This is a genomic window from Sphingomonas ginsengisoli An et al. 2013 (assembly GCF_009363895.1).
GTDB classification, from domain to species: Bacteria; Pseudomonadota; Alphaproteobacteria; order Sphingomonadales; family Sphingomonadaceae; genus Sphingomicrobium; species Sphingomicrobium ginsengisoli.
On record NZ_CP045434.1, the window covers coordinates 2,799,160 to 2,815,648 of the forward strand.

The 16,489-nt window shown below is 61.5% G+C and carries 11 protein-coding genes and 1 tRNA gene; 5 read left to right on the plus strand and 7 right to left on the minus strand.

Going from position 1 to position 16,489, the window contains the following annotated elements; translation table 11 throughout:
* The first annotated feature begins 2 nt into the window (after positions 1–2).
* Genes GCU42_RS13705 through GCU42_RS13715 form a run of 3 tightly spaced genes read left to right on the plus strand, consistent with a single transcriptional unit; the run spans position 3 to position 6,032 of the window.
* The gene (locus tag GCU42_RS13705) at positions 3–2,795 is read left to right on the plus strand and encodes a class I SAM-dependent DNA methyltransferase (protein ID WP_114228499.1); all 2,793 of its coding nucleotides are present in this window, start codon (positions 3–5) and stop codon (positions 2,793–2,795) included.
* Positions 2,792–4,852, plus strand: a complete 2,061-nt coding sequence (locus GCU42_RS13710) for a pseudomurein-binding repeat-containing protein (protein ID WP_114228498.1) — start codon at positions 2,792–2,794, stop codon at positions 4,850–4,852. The genes GCU42_RS13705 and GCU42_RS13710 overlap by 4 nt, the downstream gene beginning before the upstream one ends.
* Positions 4,845–6,032, plus strand: coding sequence for a GIY-YIG nuclease family protein (locus tag GCU42_RS13715; RefSeq protein WP_114228497.1), 1,188 nt, complete (start codon positions 4,845–4,847; stop codon positions 6,030–6,032). Before GCU42_RS13710 ends, GCU42_RS13715 begins: the two co-directional genes overlap by 8 nt.
* On the opposite strand, the gene GCU42_RS13720 is transcribed toward GCU42_RS13715, so the two are convergent.
* The 4 genes from GCU42_RS13720 to GCU42_RS13735 form a co-directional block, all read right to left on the minus strand.
* Positions 5,984–6,745: a recombinase family protein gene (locus GCU42_RS13720; protein WP_240309525.1), complete on the minus strand. Its 762-nt coding sequence runs from the start codon at positions 6,743–6,745 to the stop codon at positions 5,984–5,986. The genes GCU42_RS13715 and GCU42_RS13720 overlap by 49 nt on opposite strands.
* Positions 6,746–6,942: 197 nt before the next feature.
* Positions 6,943–8,541 carry a DNA polymerase gene (locus tag GCU42_RS13725; RefSeq protein WP_162789301.1) on the minus strand — a complete coding sequence of 533 codons (1,599 nt, stop codon included), beginning with the start codon at positions 8,539–8,541 and terminating at the stop codon, positions 6,943–6,945.
* Positions 8,534–10,165 carry an RNA-directed DNA polymerase gene (locus tag GCU42_RS13730; protein WP_114228495.1) on the minus strand — a complete coding sequence of 544 codons (1,632 nt, stop codon included), beginning with the start codon at positions 10,163–10,165 and terminating at the stop codon, positions 8,534–8,536. Before GCU42_RS13730 ends, GCU42_RS13725 begins: the two co-directional genes overlap by 8 nt.
* Before the next feature lie 259 nt (positions 10,166–10,424).
* Positions 10,425–10,498, minus strand: a tRNA-Gln gene (locus GCU42_RS13735).
* Between the two features lie 146 nt (positions 10,499–10,644).
* Between GCU42_RS13735 and GCU42_RS13740 the strand changes: the two genes are divergently transcribed.
* Complete coding sequence (locus GCU42_RS13740; RefSeq protein WP_114228494.1) at positions 10,645–11,703, plus strand: Ppx/GppA phosphatase family protein; 1,059 nt, start codon at positions 10,645–10,647, stop codon at positions 11,701–11,703.
* Positions 11,700–12,383 (plus strand): RlmE family RNA methyltransferase, encoded by a 684-nt coding sequence (locus GCU42_RS13745; RefSeq protein WP_114228493.1) that lies wholly within the window; start codon positions 11,700–11,702, stop codon positions 12,381–12,383. Before GCU42_RS13740 ends, GCU42_RS13745 begins: the two co-directional genes overlap by 4 nt.
* A gap of 391 nt (positions 12,384–12,774) precedes the next feature.
* Here the strand turns inward: GCU42_RS13745 and GCU42_RS13750 are convergent, their stop codons facing one another.
* From GCU42_RS13750 to GCU42_RS13760, 3 genes are read right to left on the minus strand one after another with little or no spacing between them, the layout of a single operon-like run.
* Complete coding sequence (locus GCU42_RS13750) at positions 12,775–13,200, minus strand: tetratricopeptide repeat protein (protein WP_114228492.1); 426 nt, start codon at positions 13,198–13,200, stop codon at positions 12,775–12,777.
* Positions 13,201–13,253: 53 nt separating this feature from the next.
* Positions 13,254–13,871, minus strand: a complete 618-nt coding sequence (locus GCU42_RS13755) for a biliverdin-producing heme oxygenase (protein WP_114228491.1) — start codon at positions 13,869–13,871, stop codon at positions 13,254–13,256.
* Positions 13,813–16,425, minus strand: a complete 2,613-nt coding sequence (locus GCU42_RS13760) for a histidine kinase dimerization/phosphoacceptor domain -containing protein (protein WP_205215007.1) — start codon at positions 16,423–16,425, stop codon at positions 13,813–13,815. The genes GCU42_RS13755 and GCU42_RS13760 overlap by 59 nt, the downstream gene beginning before the upstream one ends.
* Positions 16,426–16,489: the final 64 nt, after the last annotated feature.

The window sequence follows — 16,489 nt, forward strand, 5'->3', positions numbered from 1 at the left end:
CCATGAACGCCGTCGAGATCGAAGAAGCCGTATCAGAGCTGGCTGGCGAGCCGTTCGACAGGGACGAGTTTGCATTCCAGTTCCTGACGGCGTTCGGCATGAAGGACACGACAGTCAGACGGCTGCGGACAGGCTCATCCAACAGTTCCGACGTGCCTGGCGGCGTCCTCCAGCGCAGCAACATTCACATTGCGATCTCACCGGCTGGTCAGGTCGGCGAGACATTGGCAGCCCTCCGCGCCAGCCCCAAAACGGTGGCTAGCAAGGCCAAGTTCATTCTCACGACGGATGGCGGCACCCTAGAGGCAGAAGACTTAGCCTCCGGCGAGGCGATGGCGTGCGAGTATGCGGATCTGCCGCTGCATTTCGGCTTCTTCCTGCCCTTGGGCGGGATCTCGACCGTCACCGAGATCAAGAACAACCCGATTGACATCAAGGCGACCGGACGGCTCAACAAGCTCTACGTCGAGTTACTCAAAGACAACGCCGATTGGGGCGCCAAGGAGAAGCGGCCCGCGCTGAACCAGTTCATGGCGCGGTTAATCTTCTGCTTCTTTGCAGAGGATACGGGCATTTTCCTGGGAGACGGACTGTTCACCAGCACGGTTGCCCGCATGAGCGCCCCCGGCCATGGCAGCGGCGAAGAGCGGTGGGGCAATACTCACGAGGTGCTGGCTGAGCTGTTCCGTTCCATGGCGACAGACACGCGACACAACGGCCAGCTCGACAGTCGCCACCGTAGGAACGCCGGGATTAAGAGCTGGGCCGATGCATTCCCCTATGTGAATGGCGGCCTGTTCAGTGGCAGCGTCGAGTGTCCGAAGTTCAGCCGCATCGCCCGATCCTATCTCCTGCGCGCCGGCGAGCTAAGCTGGAAGGAGATAAATCCCGACATCTTCGGTTCGATGATCCAGGCCGTGGCAGATGACGACGAGCGCGGCGAGCTCGGCATGCACTACACAAGTGTGCCGAACATCCTTAAAGTCTTAAATCCACTTTTCCTCGACGACCTCCGCGAGCAGCTGGAGGCCGCTTCTGATAATATCCGAAAGCTCCGTAACCTGCGGAAGCGCATCGCCGGCATTCGTGTGTTCGATCCGGCCTGCGGATCGGGCAACTTCCTCGTAATCGCTTACCTCAAAATGCGAGAGATCGAGCACGAGGTTGTGCAGCGGACTGGCGATGACCCACGCTCATTGATCCGGCTCACGAACTTCTACGGCATCGAGATCAAGAGCTTCGCCGTGGAGATTGCCCGCCTGTCGCTCCTCATCGCAGAGTTCCAGGCCGATTGCCGATACATTAGTCAACACGAGGCTCGTGCCATGGTGCTGCCGCTCCATCGAACTGGCCAGATCCATGTTGGCAATGCACTGCGCATCAACTGGCAAACTATCTGCCCGGTAGTATCGTCCGAAGTTGTTGAGCACGATCTAGCGGGGCCGACGGGGCGCCTCTCGCTCGACAGCGATGGGACTGCGGGCGAGGTCTTCCTCTGCGGGAATCCTCCCTATAAGGGCAGCCAAGATCAGACACCCGAACAAAAGGCTGATGTCCGGGAAGCTTTTGATGACCCTACAGCTTCGACAGGCACTGCTGACTATGTTCTCGGCTGGTTCGCCAAAGCTTGCAACTTCATCCGATCGTCAGAGGGCGCATTTGCCTTCGTAACCACAAACAGTGTTCACCAAGGCCGGCAGGTTGCGCGTTTCTGGCCCAAACTTTTGAAAGACGATCTTGAGGTTTGCTTCGCCGAGCCTTCCTTTCGGTGGTCAAATCTTGCGGCCAATAAAGCTGTCGTCACGGTTTCGATCATCGGCATTGCTCGCAACGGGCTTCGTCCAAAGGTCATTTTCGACGCTGGTTTGGCAAAGCGAGCAACGGTCATCGGTCCGTATCTTGTCCCGGATCAGCTGACCATAGTTGAGGAGCGGCGCCGAGTTCTCTCGGAGGTCGCTCCGATGTCGTTTGGGAGCATGCCCAATGACGGGGGTCATCTTCTGCTCTCAAGCGAAGAACGCGAAACTGCGCAAGCTTCTGGCGTGCCGGAAGCATGGGTCCGACGCTTCTTAGGGACCAATGAGCTGACGAAGGGTCTGCTGAGATACTGCCTCTGGCTCACTGATGCGCCGAGGGAGGAATGGGCCGCAGTCCCGTTTGTGAAGCAAAGGGTTTGCGCCGTCTTACGCAACCGAGTGAAAAGCTCGCGAGACGCAACAAGATCACTGGCAAGAGTGCCGCATCGCTTTGGCGAGATCCGTCAGACCGGCCGCGAGCTTGTAATCGCGGTGGGCGGAGTCTCCTCGGAAAGGCGAGAATACCTGCCCGTCGATTGCTTCGAACGTGGTTCAATCATCTCGAACCTTGCCTTCGGCCTGTTTGATGTGCCGCTCTGGTATCTTGCGATCATCGCGTCGCGACTGCACCTCGTTTGGGTCGCGACGGTGTGCGGTAAGCTAGAAACGCGCTATCGCTACTCCAACACGCTAGGGTGGAACACCTTTCCGCTGCCGAGGCTCACGGCTGCACAAAAAGACGAGCTTACTGCGCGTGCTCAAGGCATCCTGCTAGCTCGCGAAGCGTGTTTCCCCGCGAATATCACAGAGCTTTATGAGTCGGATGACATGCCTGATGACTTGAGGGCCGCGCACGCCGCAAATGACGACACTTTGGAACGCATCTACATCGGTCGGCGCTTCCGAAACGACACCGAGCGTTTGGAAAAGCTGTTCCAACTTTACGGCACCATGATTGCCGCAGAAGCTAAGACCAAAAAAGCGAAACCCGCATCATGACTTCGGACCGCACCTTTCCTTCGGTCTCATTCGAGACGGCTAAAACAGGCGCTTCGTCAAAGGCTGACGAGTTTGGAATGCGCGTTATGCAACAGCGCGCTTATGCGAAACGCGGCGAGCAGTATTTACTAATCAAGTCGCCGCCAGCGTCGGGCAAGTCGCGTGCGTTGATGTTCATCGCTCTCGACAAGCTCCAGCATCAGGGGCTCAAGCAGGCGATTATCGTTGTTCCCGAAAAGTCGATAGGTGGGAGTTTCGCGGACGAGCCGCTGTCGCAACATGGGTTCTGGGCCGACTGGGAGGTAAAACCGCAGTGGAACCTATGCAATGCACCTTCGATCGACGAGCCAAGGGTTGCGAAGTCGAAGGTCAAGGCCGTCGGTGAGTTTCTGGCCAACGGCGATCAAGTGCTTGTCTGCACGCATGCCACATTTCGATTTGCGGTCGATGAGCTCGGCGTCGAAGCCTTCGACGATCGGCTGATCGCCATCGATGAGTTCCATCATGTGAGCTCTAACGACGACAATCGGCTGGGAATCCAACTCCGGCAGTTCATGGCCCGTGATAAGTCGCATCTGGTAGCCATGACCGGCAGCTACTTTCGCGGTGATGCGGAGCCGGTGCTTCTTCCTGACGACGAGGCGAAGTTCGAGACTGTCACTTACACCTACTACGAACAGTTGAACGGATACGAGCACCTCAAGTCGCTCGACATCGGCTACTTCTTCTACACCGGCCCCTACCTCGATGCGATCATGAAGGTGCTCGAACCGTCATTGAAGACGATCGTGCACATTCCGAATGTGAATGCGCGAGAGAGCACGAAGGACAAGATCCGCGAGGCCGAGGAGATCATGGACGGCCTCGGTAAGTGGAAGGGCACCGATCCAACTACGGGCTTTCAGCTGATCGAGACGGCGAACGGCAAGACGCTCAAGGTGGCCGATCTCGTCGATGACGATCCCTCGAAGCGCGGCGGAGTTGTCGAGGCGCTCAAAGACCCCGCCCATCGCAACGATCGTGATCATGTAGACATCATCATTGCCTTGGGCATGGCGAAAGAAGGTTTCGACTGGATCTGGTGCGAGCACGCATTGACGGTCGGCTATCGTAGTAGCCTGACTGAGATCATCCAGATCATCGGCCGCGCCACCCGCGACGCCCCAGGCAAGGAGCGCGCACGCTTCACGAATCTCATTGCGGAGCCCGATGCTTCGGAAGCAGCGGTGGTAGACGCGATCAACGACACGCTTAAGGCAATCGCCGCGAGCCTCCTGATGGAACAGGTGCTGGCGCCGCGCTTCAACTTCACGCCCAAGAATGCTGGTCCGTTGCCAGGCTATGAGTATGTCGGCGGCTATCAGGAAGGCGAAACTAATGTCGGCGTGAATGAAGAGCACGGTCTCTTCCATTTCGAGATCAAGGATCTCGTCGAGCCGAAGAGCGCCGAGGCCACTCGCATTTGCCGCGAGGACTTGAACGAGGTGATCACCGCCTTCGTCCAGGACAAAACGGCCCTCGAGAAGGGCATGTTCGATCCCGAAACTGCGCCCGAAGAGCTTACTGTCATGCGGATGGGGAAGATCGTCCGCGAGCGCTATCCTGATCTCGACGAAGAGGATCAGGAGGCTATCCGTCAGCACGCAATCGCGGCGCTCAACCTGACCCAGCAGGCGAAGAAACTCGCAGCCGGCGACGAAGCGGAAGGTGAGATCAAGGCGAACACGGCGCTGATCGATGGGGTGAAGAAGTTCGCGTTGAGCGTGACGGAGCTCGATATCGATTTGATCGACCGCATCAATCCCTTCGAGGCGGCCTACGCTATCCTGGCTAAGTCGATGAGCGAGGGGACGCTCAAACAGGTGGCGGAGACGATCGCTGCTCGAAAGGTCAGCCTCACGCTGGAGGAGGCTCGTGACCTGGCCAAGCGCGCATTGAAGTTCAAGCAAGAGCGCGGCCGCCTACCGGAGATCGCTTCACAGGATGCCTGGGAGCGGCGCATGGCGGAAGGCGTAGCCTTCCTTGCCCGCAAGGCAGCCGAGGCCGCGAATGGTTGAGCAGTCCGATCGAGACCTTCTCGCTGAGCTTGGCGTCGACTTTCAGACCAAAAGGGTTAGGGCTCGCACTCCGCGTGAGGAGCGGATCATTGCCGGCTTCGAGGACATCATGCGCTTTCACGAAGAGCATGGTCGTGTTCCGCAGCATGGTGAGGACAAAGATACATTCGAGCGACTGTTTGCGATTCGTCTGGATCGACTGCGCGAGCAGGATGACTGTCGCGAGCTGCTCCAGGGCATAGACCGTTTTGGCCTTCTCGATGCGCCGGCCGATGGTCTAGTCCAAGATCCCGACGCGCTCGACGACGAGGCGCTACTTGCAGAGCTCGGCGTCGAGATCGGAAGCGAAACAGACATACGCACGTTGAAGAATGTGTCTTCGCAAGCTGAGAGGCGCGCCTCGGAGGAGATCGCGTCACATACTCCATGCCGCGACTTCGAGACGTTCGAGCCGATGTTCGATGTTGTTCAAAGCCAACTCGTTAATGGCGAAAGAACTACGAGACCGTTCGGTAAGGATGCGAGCATTTCGAAGGGGGACTTCTTCATCCTCCGAGGACAGTTGGCTTACGTCGCTGAGATAGGTGAGACTATCAAGGCACCCAACGGTCAGTTCGATGCGCGTTTGCGAGTGATCTACTCCAATGGAACGGAAAGCAACCTCTTGCGGTGGTCGCTGCAACGAGCGCTTTACAAAGATGATGCGGCTAGGCGCGTTTCAGAGCCTGCCGCAGGACCGCTGTTTGGCGAAGAGGCTGATAACGCCGACCATGAGAGCGGAACGATATATGTGCTGCGAAGCAAGTCCGATCACCCTGCGATCGCTCCACACCGCGAGGTGCTGCACAAGATTGGCGTGACCGGAGGTGAGGTCAGCTCTCGCGTTGCCGGAGCTTCGCAGAGCCCGACTTTCCTTTTCGCGGATGTTGAGATCGTCGCGACCTATAAGCTCTTCAACATAAATCGTGCGAAGCTAGAACACCTCATTCACAGGGTGTTCGCGGGGGCTCGACTACAGGCAAGATTTACTGATCGATTTGGTGCGCCGGTCGAGGCTAAGGAATGGTTCTTCGTCCCGCTGAACGTCATAGACGAGGCTGTCGGAAGGATACGCGATCAGACGATCACTCGTTATCGGTATGACCCCTCAACCGCGAAGCTGTCGCCCTCAGACGAGTAGCGCTTTGTGACTGTTGTTGATGTCTCCGCCCCCGACAACCGCATGACAGTTCTCACCTGAGCCGCGCTCCAGGCGCCACCGCGTGGCGCAACGATACCGCGTTCGTTCAACGCTGTTGCTATCGCTCGCAGGCTAATAGCACCTCGGGCCTGAACCTGCTTTACCTGCGCCATGACCTTCTCGGCGCGCTTTCGGGAAGTCTCGGATCTTGCGGTTGCACTAGCAGCTGGTCCCTTGAGCAGGTCGGGCATATTCCCGCGAGAGCCACCTAACTTAATCCCGCGTGCCTTCGCTGCAGCCAGTGCTTCTTTGGTCCGCTTAGAAATGGCCTTGCGCTCCGCTTGCGCGACCGCCGCCATGATATGGATAGTCAGCTCATTGGCCTCAGGCATGTCGACGGCGAGGAAACGAGTGCTGCGGTCTTGAAGCGTAGCCAGGAACGCTACGTTGCGACTCAGCCTATCGAGCTTCGCGACAATCAATGTCGCACCGGTGAGCTCGCAGTGGGCGAGTGCACTTTCCAGCTCAGGTCGCCGATCGATCTTGCCTGATTCGACTTCAACGAACTCACCGATGAGTTCCCAATCTGACGAGCACAAGAACTCTTGCACGGCCCGCCGTTGAGCCTCCAATCCCAAGCCGCTCTTCCCCTGCTTGGCGGTGCTCACACGGTAGTAGGTCACTGCCTTCTTCGTTTTCATCTGCTGTTCCATCAGTAGCAACGGTCGTTGCGACTAGTGAAACGCCCCAAAGGAGAAGCCAAGGAAGAGAATCGCAGCGCACGCAGAAATAGGTGCCCTTCTCACGCGGGAAGATCAGTCAAGAGGAAGTCCTAGAATCACCAAGCGCAGATCACCCGGATGGCGCCTATTTGTGGTGACTTCGGTGCCTTATCCCATCCACAGGCACATCAGGCAAAAGCACCTGCCGTGACCTTAGGCCGCAGCTTAGGAAAGCGTGCGCTGAATGACTCCACCATTATCTCGCACGACCGTTCCGTAAGACTTTCAAAGCCATCTTCGTCAAACTGAAGTAAGACAGCATCGTGCACCGGCAGGAGGATCGCGTCCATTCCAACAGCGTCACTGATCTTCAGAAGGGCTTCTTTGAAAATAAGAGATGCAGTGGCCTGAACTGGCTGATTCAAAGCCCATCTTTTTTCTTTGGACGTCAAATCTCCATCAGTGACCCGGTAACGTTTGTTGCCTACGAGACTACCAACGGAGCCCTCGCTTCGGAGCTTCGACTGCTGATCACTTTTGAACCGCTCTAAGGCTGGGAAGCGCGCGAAAAACGCCGAGATTTGTTGCGCATAAGCCTCCCGCAAAGATGATTCTTCGTTCTTGCCAGCAAGCAGCAGCGAGATCCGCTCGGGAGTCATTCCGTAGGAGAAAGCAAGAAACACGCGCTTCGCAACGGAGCGCATTTCCGAGGAGCCAAAGAGCTGCATTGCAAGAGCGGTGTAAAGGTCGCCTTCGTTGTAGGCGGCGATCAGGTCGTCATCGTCAACGAGACCAGCGAGCACGCCCGGTTCAAACTGAGCGTAATCGAGATAGATCAGCCTCTTCCGCGGTTCCGCGACAATGAGTGAGCGATAAGCGCGTCGTAACTGCTGCAGATAAGGGTCAGACACCAAGATCCGCCCGCTGACGGTGCCTAGAATGCTGAAGAATGGATGCAACCGATCGTCAGCACCTACAGCTCGGCGAACGACCGCCTCGTCTCTCGCGGCTTTAACCATAGTGAGGAATGCACCGGCAAACATCGACACAGTGGATGCAATCTCGAATGCGTCCTGCAGCCGCCCACCAGGCTCGACATCAGATAGATGGGAAACATCGGTGTTTCTGAGGTGCTCTTGAATGTTCCAAAAGTTTAGCCCCGTAGGGCTCATCTTCAGCGTTTCTGCGACAACCCGGTAAGCAGAATACTTCTCCTCCGAAAGCGAGGTAAGAAGAGCCGTGGCGCCCGTAGAATCCACCGGCACTCCTCGGAACTGCCGATGTGAGAAGATCTTCTGTAAAGGCCATTCCACTAGAAAAAGGCGCTCCAACTCGTCGCGACCAAGATGCTTTGCGAGGTCTATCCATAAACGGGAGAGTGCGTCGGCGGCCAAGCTTAGGAGCGCCGAGAGTTCTTCAGTGTCCGGACGCTCGTGTCTGGCCTGCACGACCGATTGAAAAAGCTTCGCCTGCTCGGTGTCTCGGAAGTGCCTACTAAGTGCACGCCAAAGGTTCCAACGCTTCTCGCCTCCCTCGTCTCGTGGGAGACCAACCTTGAGCCTGAGGGCTTCGCCTATGTCGACGAGTCCGGTAGGAGGCGATTGGTTAAGCCTTCGAAGATCATCGATAAGGGCAGGAACGTCGTAGGTGAGTATCGGCCCCCGCACTGAGCCCAGCTCAGATGCTGACAGGAAGCGCACTTCACCCTCTGCCGTTTTCAGACAGAAGCGTGACGCCTGCACCGCGAAGGGATCGGGCACATACGTGAGGACAGTGAGGTCAATCATAGTCCCTATCCACATCTATTATGCGCGTGATCGACCTGGGTTCAGGAGGCGCCATATACCGTCCTGCGCGGCCCAAGCCTCGATAGACATTCCTTAGGTCATCTCTGAGATGGGGCTGAACATGCTCTTCGATGTGCGGCCTAAAATGAAGCTCTTGAACAGCGATCAGTGCAGCTCGCTGTCCGATGAAAGAGTCTAAACTCCGGAAACGTTGAGCTATCAACGCGCGCTGCTGATCGTTCCCGAATGCTCCGAGATATAAGGTCGCCCCGCAGCGTGTGGCGTTGTCCGGCTGCTCCTGCACGACCGTCGCCGCGTAAGCCAGAAGCTCCTCGGTTCTGTGTTCCTTCTGCACGAGCAACTGCCAGAGGCGATAGTTTTGCCAAGTGTAAAAGTTTCGCCGATCGTCCTGAAGCAGAGCGGCCACTTGGTTGAGGTCGTCCGCGCTCGTTGGGACCGCCCTGATGTATCGCGCTAACTCATCAGTAGCTGCGGGATGCGCCGTGAGAGCTTCGATGACCAGCGGAGTTATAGCTGCAAAATATGGCGGAGGAACCGCGAACTCTGGACTACTGGCAAGGGTTTCTAGTCGCCGAATACAGTAGCGGAACGTGCGACTGCCGACCTCCCCCGCTCTGAGCTTCCTTTGAGTGAGTTCACTTAGCAAAGGGAATGAACGGCTGATTGATCTTAGTGATCTAGTCTGCCAAATCGCATCAATCTGTTGAAGTTCACCCTGACCGGCATCCAGGCATTCAGCAATCTGCGTTACTTCATGTGAGTTCGGCATCGTTGTCTTGCCGGAGTTTACCGACAGGCCGCGACTACGAAGATGGAGACTTAGCTGCTTCAAGGCTTGTCTCGCTGTGAAGCGATCGCCGCAAGCGATCTTAATATCATCCATATAGCGAAAGTATTGGTAGCCGGACTCGATCATCGCTCGGTCGACCGGGAGCATGTAAACGTTAGCCAGGAAAGACGAGGCGTCCCGGTTTTGTGGCAAACCGCAGCGTTCAGAGAAACACCACTCGGTCAGACACTCGAACAGGGCTGCAATGTGAGCGCGAATGTGTCCCTTTTCGACGGGCGAAGCGGCAAGCTCCGGTATGAGCCCCTCTAAAGTTTGACGTAGAATGTTAAGATCGATGTTCTCGAAATAGTTGGTCAAGTCGGTTGAGAGGAGCACCGACCCCTCAACGAGAGTGTTCCGAACCATGCCGGTGAAGTCCTGCCACGCAGGCACGGGCCGCCGAAACAGATAGCGATCAGCCGCAGAGCCGGAAGCTGCTCGATGGCTGAAAACATTCCACGGCATCAGCGGATCATAAAAGGGCACCAGATACGAGGTGAGAGCGTGATAGAGAGCTCGATCGGCCAAACCTGTCTCTAGACCGTAGCGAAGAGTGAAGTTGCCTTTCGGGATGTTAAGTATGGTGCGACGACCCGCTCGAAAGGCGCCATCGTTCCGTTGAAAGTTGTCTGCAATGATCTGCTCTACGTGACCCCGGTCGAAGAGATCCTCGAATCTGAGAGGGTCCGGAAACCAGTCGTCGGCCAGGTCCCTCCGCAGCTGACGCAACACCTTGGCTTCGTCAAACTGGATGGGGCCCAGGTCGATGGACAAGCTAACTCCCGCTAGCCGACGCAAAAAGCGTGGGCCTATCCGGCTAGGTAAATGTGGTCAGAATGCGAACCTAGTCCAGAACTAATCCATGTTTCTACGGAAAGTTCGATGCGCGTCTCATCATGATGCATCCATGACGCATGGAAGCGCCGCAACTGGCTTGCAAACCGCGGGAATCAGCGGAACACAGCCAAACGCAAAGGTTGTGACCTTTCATGCTCAATAGCCGGCATAACTGACTGAAAAGACCGAGAAAAGCTGGATGCCCGACGTGGATTCGAACCACGATTGACGGAGTCAGAGTCCGTAGTCTTACCATTAGACGATCGGGCAGCGCGCTCGCTTGCGGTGCGGGCGCTCACCTAGGTCCGGGCCGAGTGGCTGTCAACTTGCGGTCGGCGCCGACTTGAGCCTACAACGGTGGCAAGTCAGCCGGTTACCGCAAGGCAGCGCGGCGCAGGAAAGAAGACAGGTCACCGATGGCGTCGCACCCGACCGCCAGTGCGCCCCAGCCCCGCCCGTCGGCGGCCGCGGCCAACGCCAAGCTCCCGCCCCCCGGCGCGTCGCGCCACACCTACGCCGCGATCGATCTTGGCACCAACAATTGCCGGCTGCTGATCGCCCGCCCCCACGAGGGCAGCTTTGTCGTGGTCGACGCCTTCAGCCGGATCGTCCGCTTGGGCGAGGGGCTGGCGAGTAGCGGGCGGCTGAGCACGGCGGCGATGGACCGCGCGGTGGAAGCGCTCGGGGTGTGCGCCGACAAGCTCAAGCGGCGCCGGGTCAGCCTTGCCCGCTCGGTCGCGACCGAGGCCTGCCGCCGCGCCGCCAACGGCCGCGACTTCATCGCCCGGGTCCACGACGAGACCGGGATCGCGCTCGAGATCATCCCCCCGCAGGAGGAAGCGCGACTTGCGGTGCTCGGCTGCCACAAGTTGCTCGAGCCGGGTGACGGGCCGGCGCTCATCTTCGACATCGGCGGCGGCTCGACCGAATTGGTGCTGGTCGAGCCCGGCGACGAGGAGGAAGGCGCGCCGCCGCGGATCAAGGCGTGGTGGAGCGCGCCGTGGGGCGTGGTCAGCCTGACCGAGAGCGAGGGCAAGGAAGCGCTCGAGGGGCCCGACCGCGTCGCCGCCTACCGCCGGATGGTCGAGCGGGCGCGCTACAGCTTCGCGCGCTTCGCCGAACTGCTGCCGAGCGAGGAACCCAACATCCGCCTGCTCGGGACCAGCGGGACGGTCACCACGCTCGCCTCGGTCCATCTCGCGCTGCCGAGCTACGACCGCCGCGCGGTCGACGGGCTGCACGTGCCGATCGCGGCGATGCGCGAGATCAGCACGGCGATCGCGGCGATGGACGGGCCCGAGCGCGCGGCACTGCCGTGCATCGGTGCCGAGCGGGCCGATCTGGTGGTCGCCGGCTGCGCCATTTTGGAGGCGATTCTCGACATCTGGCCGGCGGCCCAGCTAGGCGTCGCCGACCGCGGCATCCGCGAGGGTATCTTGCGCGCGCTGATGGCCCGCGACGGGTATCAGCTGTGACCCGGGTCAAGACCGCCAAGGGGCGCAAGGTCGGCTCAACCAAGTGGATCCAGCGCCAGTTGAACGATCCCTACGTCAAGCGCGCCAAGGCCGAGGGCTATCGCAGCCGGGCGGCCTACAAGCTGATCGAGCTCGACGAGAAATACGGCCTGCTCAAGGGCGTCCGGGCGGTGGTCGACCTCGGCATCGCGCCGGGCGGGTGGAGCCAGGTGGTGCGCAAGAAGGCGCCGCTGGCGAAGGTGGCGGGAATCGATTTCCTGCCCGTCGACCCGCTCGACGGAGTGACGATCCTCCACTTGGACTTCACCGACGAGAGTGCGGATGCGCAGTTGAAGGCGGCCCTCGGCGGCGAGGCGGACCTCGTGCTGTCGGACATGGCGGCCAACACCGTCGGCCATCCGCAGACCGACCATTTGCGGACGATGGGGTTGGTCGAATTGGGCCTCGAGTTCGCGATAGACGTGCTGAAGCCCGGCGGGGCCTATGTCGCCAAGGTGCTGGCGGGCGGGACCGACCACCAGTTGCTCGCCGAATTGAAGCGGCACTTCGCCACGGTGAAGCACGCCAAGCCCCCCGCCAGCCGCAAGGATTCGAGCGAATGGTATGTGGTCGCGCAGGGCTTCAAGGGCCGGGCTGCGGTTGAGGACAAGGACGAGGAAGCGACGGCGCAGAGCGCATGATCTGTGCCGCGACGGGATGCGAAGTTTCCATGTTTCCCTGGTTCGGGGGTCGGCGGCGCCAATGCCGTTCCACCGCGGGAAGCGAAGTTTCCAAGTTTCCCTGGTTCGGGGGTGCCGGCCAACCGGTCAAACTTCACGAAGCTCGGCCATGAAGCGACCGATGACATCGCGAAGAGGCGCGGCTGGCTGGGGGTTGCCGACGGTGCAAAGAGCGGGGCGCTGGTCGGCGCCATTCGCCAGCAAAACAGGCCAAATCCTATTGTTCAAGCGGTAAGGGGGCGATGGCTCGGCGGGATTTTGCGAAGATGCGCGCGCGACGTCGGCGCGGCTGGCCCCTCCACCACCCCCTCCCCATCTTCGACGGGGAGGTTCTCCGATCAATCTTGGCGCTTTAGCGCGCCGCGCGGCTCTGCCAGAGGGCTGCCTTGCGCGGGTCGGGGGCGGTGCCGATGCCGTCGCGGTAGAGGGTGGCGAGGATGGCCATCGACGCGCGGTCGCCGTGGCCGGCGGCGCTCAAAAACCAGCGCACGGCCTCGGCCTGGTCGCGGGGGAGATATTCGCCGCGAATGAGCATCAGCCCCAAGGCGCGCCGCGCGCGATTGTCACCGCCCGCAGCAGCGCTGCGCATTGCCTCGACGCCCTCCTTGTCGTGGCCCGCGAGGAGGAGCCTGGACGCGCAGCCGAACTGCGCTTCGGCCCGATCGCAGTCGTCCACGACCACCGATGAGCCGAACTTGTGGCCGTCGGGGGGTACGGTGAAGCTCAGTGACGGCAGGGACGACAAGGCGGTTGCACCCAGGACAGCCAGCAGCAGCATGACGGACTCCTCGCTTACGTTCGCTCGGCACCATAACTAACTTCGATCAAGACTTATAGTTGCGAAGAGTCCATTCCGAGGTGCTCGCGGAGCGTGGCGAAGGTGCGGTTGGCGGCGGCGATGGCTTGGGTGCGGTCCGCCGAAGAAATGGCAGCGTCGAGGTAGTCGCGGACGTCGCGCCAGTGGGCGGCGGTCGCCTTGCCGTAGCTGCCGTGGAAGGCGGGTTCGAAGCCCAAGCGGTCGCGGACGTGGGCGGCGATGAGCTGGCCGCCGAGGGTTGAGCCTTCGAGGACGTAGAAAGCGCCGAGTGCCTCGGCGCGGGTGGTGAAGGGATAGGTCGGGGCGGCACCCAGCGGGCCGGGCGCGCTCCCGAGCGCGGCGAGGTCGCGCTCGAGCAGCGGCAGCTTGCGGCGGGGATCGACGAAGGCGGGGTCGGCAATGGCGGCGGCAAGCGCCGGCTCCCAGACGGCGTAGAAGGCGTGGAGGCGGGCGAGCCAGGCGGCGTAGGTCGCACGGTCGCCTGCCCAGTTCGTCCAGTCGAGCGCATCCTCGATCCGGTCGTGCTCGGCGCGGGTGCCCTCGCGCAGCAGGTCGGCGACGGCGGTCAGCGGGTCAGGTCCGGACGGTGAAGCAGGCGCCCTGGTCGCGGTCGTGGTCGACCTCGAGCTCACCGTCGATCTGCTTGAGCAGCGCGCGAATGACCCGCATGCCGAGCCCGCCGCTCTCGCGCTGGCGGGTCTCCCAATCCTCGGCCAGCCCTTCGCCCTCGTCGCACACGACCAAAGTCAGCTTGCCCTCGGGACCGCCGCGCAGGATCAGCTGGACCGGGCCGGTCCGCCCCCCCGGATAGGCATATTTGATGGCGTTGGTGACGAGCTCGGTGGCGATCAGGCTGAACGCGACCGCGGTGGTGCTCGACACCAGCAGATCCTCGTCGACGTCGACCTCGACCACGCCCTCGCGGCTCTGCACGCCGAGCGCGAGGTCGGCGCAGAGCTGACGCAGCGACTCGCCGAGATTGACCATCTGGTCGTCGCGCGCCTGGAGGCTGTCGTGGACTCGGGCGACGCTCATCACCCGCGCGTAGGTGTCCTGGAAAGCGGCCTTGGCCTGTTCGTCGGCGACCTGCCGCGACTGGAGCAGCATCACGCTGGCGACGATCTGGAGCGAATTCTTGACCCGGTGGTCGATCTCGCGCGCGAGCAGGTCCTTCTTCTCGAGCGCGTCGGCGAGGTCGCGGCTCTTGGTCCTCAGTTCGGCGATCTTGCGGCCCTGGCGGAGCGCGACCCGCTCGACCGCGGTGGCGAAGGCGGTGGCGGCATCGATCTGCCATTCCTCCCACCGTTCGGAGCGGCCCGCGCGCTCCTCGACCCAGCGTTCGAACGAGCGGCGGGGGAGGACGGTGCCGGTGGCACTGTCGGCGAGCACCTTCTCGTTCGGATCGCCGCCCCACACGACGGTCGAGGTGATCTGCGGCTTGAACCACAACAGAAGGTTGCGGCGGCCGGCGTCGATGAACACCGCCAGCAGCCCCGCGGCCTGGTCGCGCCAGCGTTGCGCCTCGGGCCAATGTTCGGAAAGGTCGGCGGTGACAAAGGCGCGGTTGTCCGGGGCGACCTCGCCGCGCAGCCAGTCGGCGAGCGCCAACAGCGACTGGATGTCAGGGGTGTGACCGACGGTGGCGACGCGCTCGCCGCTGATCACCGCCGCGCCGGTGCTGCGGAACAATTGGCCGAGGCTCACGCCGTCGCGCGGGGCGAGCGTGGTGACGAAATCCTCGGCGCCGGCGAGCTGACGGAGCAGGGCGTTCTGCTGCTCAAGGCTGTCCTGCTGCTCGGCCCAGGCCAAGGTGGTGGCAAGCTCATGGACACGCAGCGCGAAGCCGTCGGTCACCAAGGTCGCCAGCGCGCGGGTCGGTGGGGTGACGTAGTGGGGGCGGCGATGATGGCCGATCACCAGTCCCCACAGCTTCCCGTCGACCACGATCGAGATCGACATCGAACCGTTAACCCCGAGGTTGCGCTGATATTCGAGGTGGATGGGCGACAAGGCGCGTGAATAAGCGAGGCTGAGGTCAACGGGCGTATTGCCGGCCTGCGGGCGGGCGACCAGCGCGGCGGGCACCGCGTCGCGATCGACCACGAAGCGGGCGGGGGCGTTGACGTAGAGGGCGCGGGCCTGGGCGGGGATGTCGGAGGCGGGGAAGCGCAGGCCGAGCAGCGAGGGGTAGGCGTCGGGATCGCGGTCCTCGGCCACCGCCTCGCCATTCCACTCCTCGTCGAAGCGATAGACCAGCACTCGCTCGAACCCGGTCATCGCGCGAACGTGCCGCGCGCATTGCTGGGCGGCGGCGGTTAGCGAGGGCGTCTTGCGGATCTCGAGCACCGCGTCGAGCGCCTGATCGGCCGAGGCTTCGGCGAAGTCGCCCGCCTGGTCGGGCAGCATCTCGAGCTCGACGATGAGGCGGTCGGCCTTGAAATGGACGGCGACCGCGAAGGGGCGCTTCTCGGGCCCAAGCGGGGAGGTGGTTCGCCACGGCCGTCCAGGGGAAGCGTCGGCGCCGTGCGCGCGGACATTGGCGATGCCAGCGATTATGAAAGGCGGGAAGAGGGTCGCCGCTGACTGACCGACGACGTCGCCGGAGGCGCGGCCGAGTGCGTCGGCGATATTGTCGCTGCAGGCAACGATCTCGTCGGTGGCGGGATCGATGACGACGGCGGCGGTGTGCGGCTGGACCGCGCCGGGGATGTGGATCGGCTCGAGCGCGCAGACGTCGGCGTCGACCGGCTCGGCACGAACCCGGCGGTCGACGGCATCGGCCGCAGCGAGCGCGGCGCGTCGCTGCGGGCTGGCCGCCATGAAACCGAGCTGGCGGACGAGCAGCCAGTAGCGCCCGGCCTCGGCGGCAGCGCGCATGGTCACCTCAACCCGCGCCGGCTCGTCGAACCCGAAGACGAATCCGAACACCGAGTCGAGATTGCCGCGGCGGACCCCGTCGAGGAAGCGACCGCGGAAGGAGGGCAGGTTGGTGCAGGGCGCGACGTCGCGGAAGAAATCGCGACCGAGCACGCGTTCGCGCTGGCGGCCCGAAAAGCGGCTTTCGGCGGCGTTATACTTGTGGACGATGCCGTGCGCGTCGACCTGGATGACGCCGAACGGCAGCGCGTCGAGCTGCTCGTCGCTCAGGCCGTCGGGCGTCAACGCCTGCTCTTCTTGCTCGGCCAACCACACTTCCTTGCGACCTTCGGGGCTGTGCGGCGACCGTTGGTCGATGAACGCCGCACAGGCG

Coding starts and splice junctions, on each gene's coding strand:
- GCU42_RS13710 (WP_114228498.1), top strand. CDS start 2,792: ATGACTTCGGACCGCACCTTTCCTTCGGTCTCATTCGAGACGGCTAAA.
- GCU42_RS13725 (WP_162789301.1), bottom strand. CDS start 8,541: ATGATTGACCTCACTGTCCTCACGTATGTGCCCGATCCCTTCGCGGTG.
- GCU42_RS13750 (WP_114228492.1), bottom strand. CDS start 13,200: ATGCTGCTGCTGGCTGTCCTGGGTGCAACCGCCTTGTCGTCCCTGCCG.
- GCU42_RS13720 (WP_240309525.1), bottom strand. CDS start 6,745: ATGGAACAGCAGATGAAAACGAAGAAGGCAGTGACCTACTACCGTGTG.
- GCU42_RS13705 (WP_114228499.1), top strand. CDS start 3: ATGAACGCCGTCGAGATCGAAGAAGCCGTATCAGAGCTGGCTGGCGAG.
- GCU42_RS13715 (WP_114228497.1), top strand. CDS start 4,845: ATGGTTGAGCAGTCCGATCGAGACCTTCTCGCTGAGCTTGGCGTCGAC.
- GCU42_RS13740 (WP_114228494.1), top strand. CDS start 10,645: ATGGCGTCGCACCCGACCGCCAGTGCGCCCCAGCCCCGCCCGTCGGCG.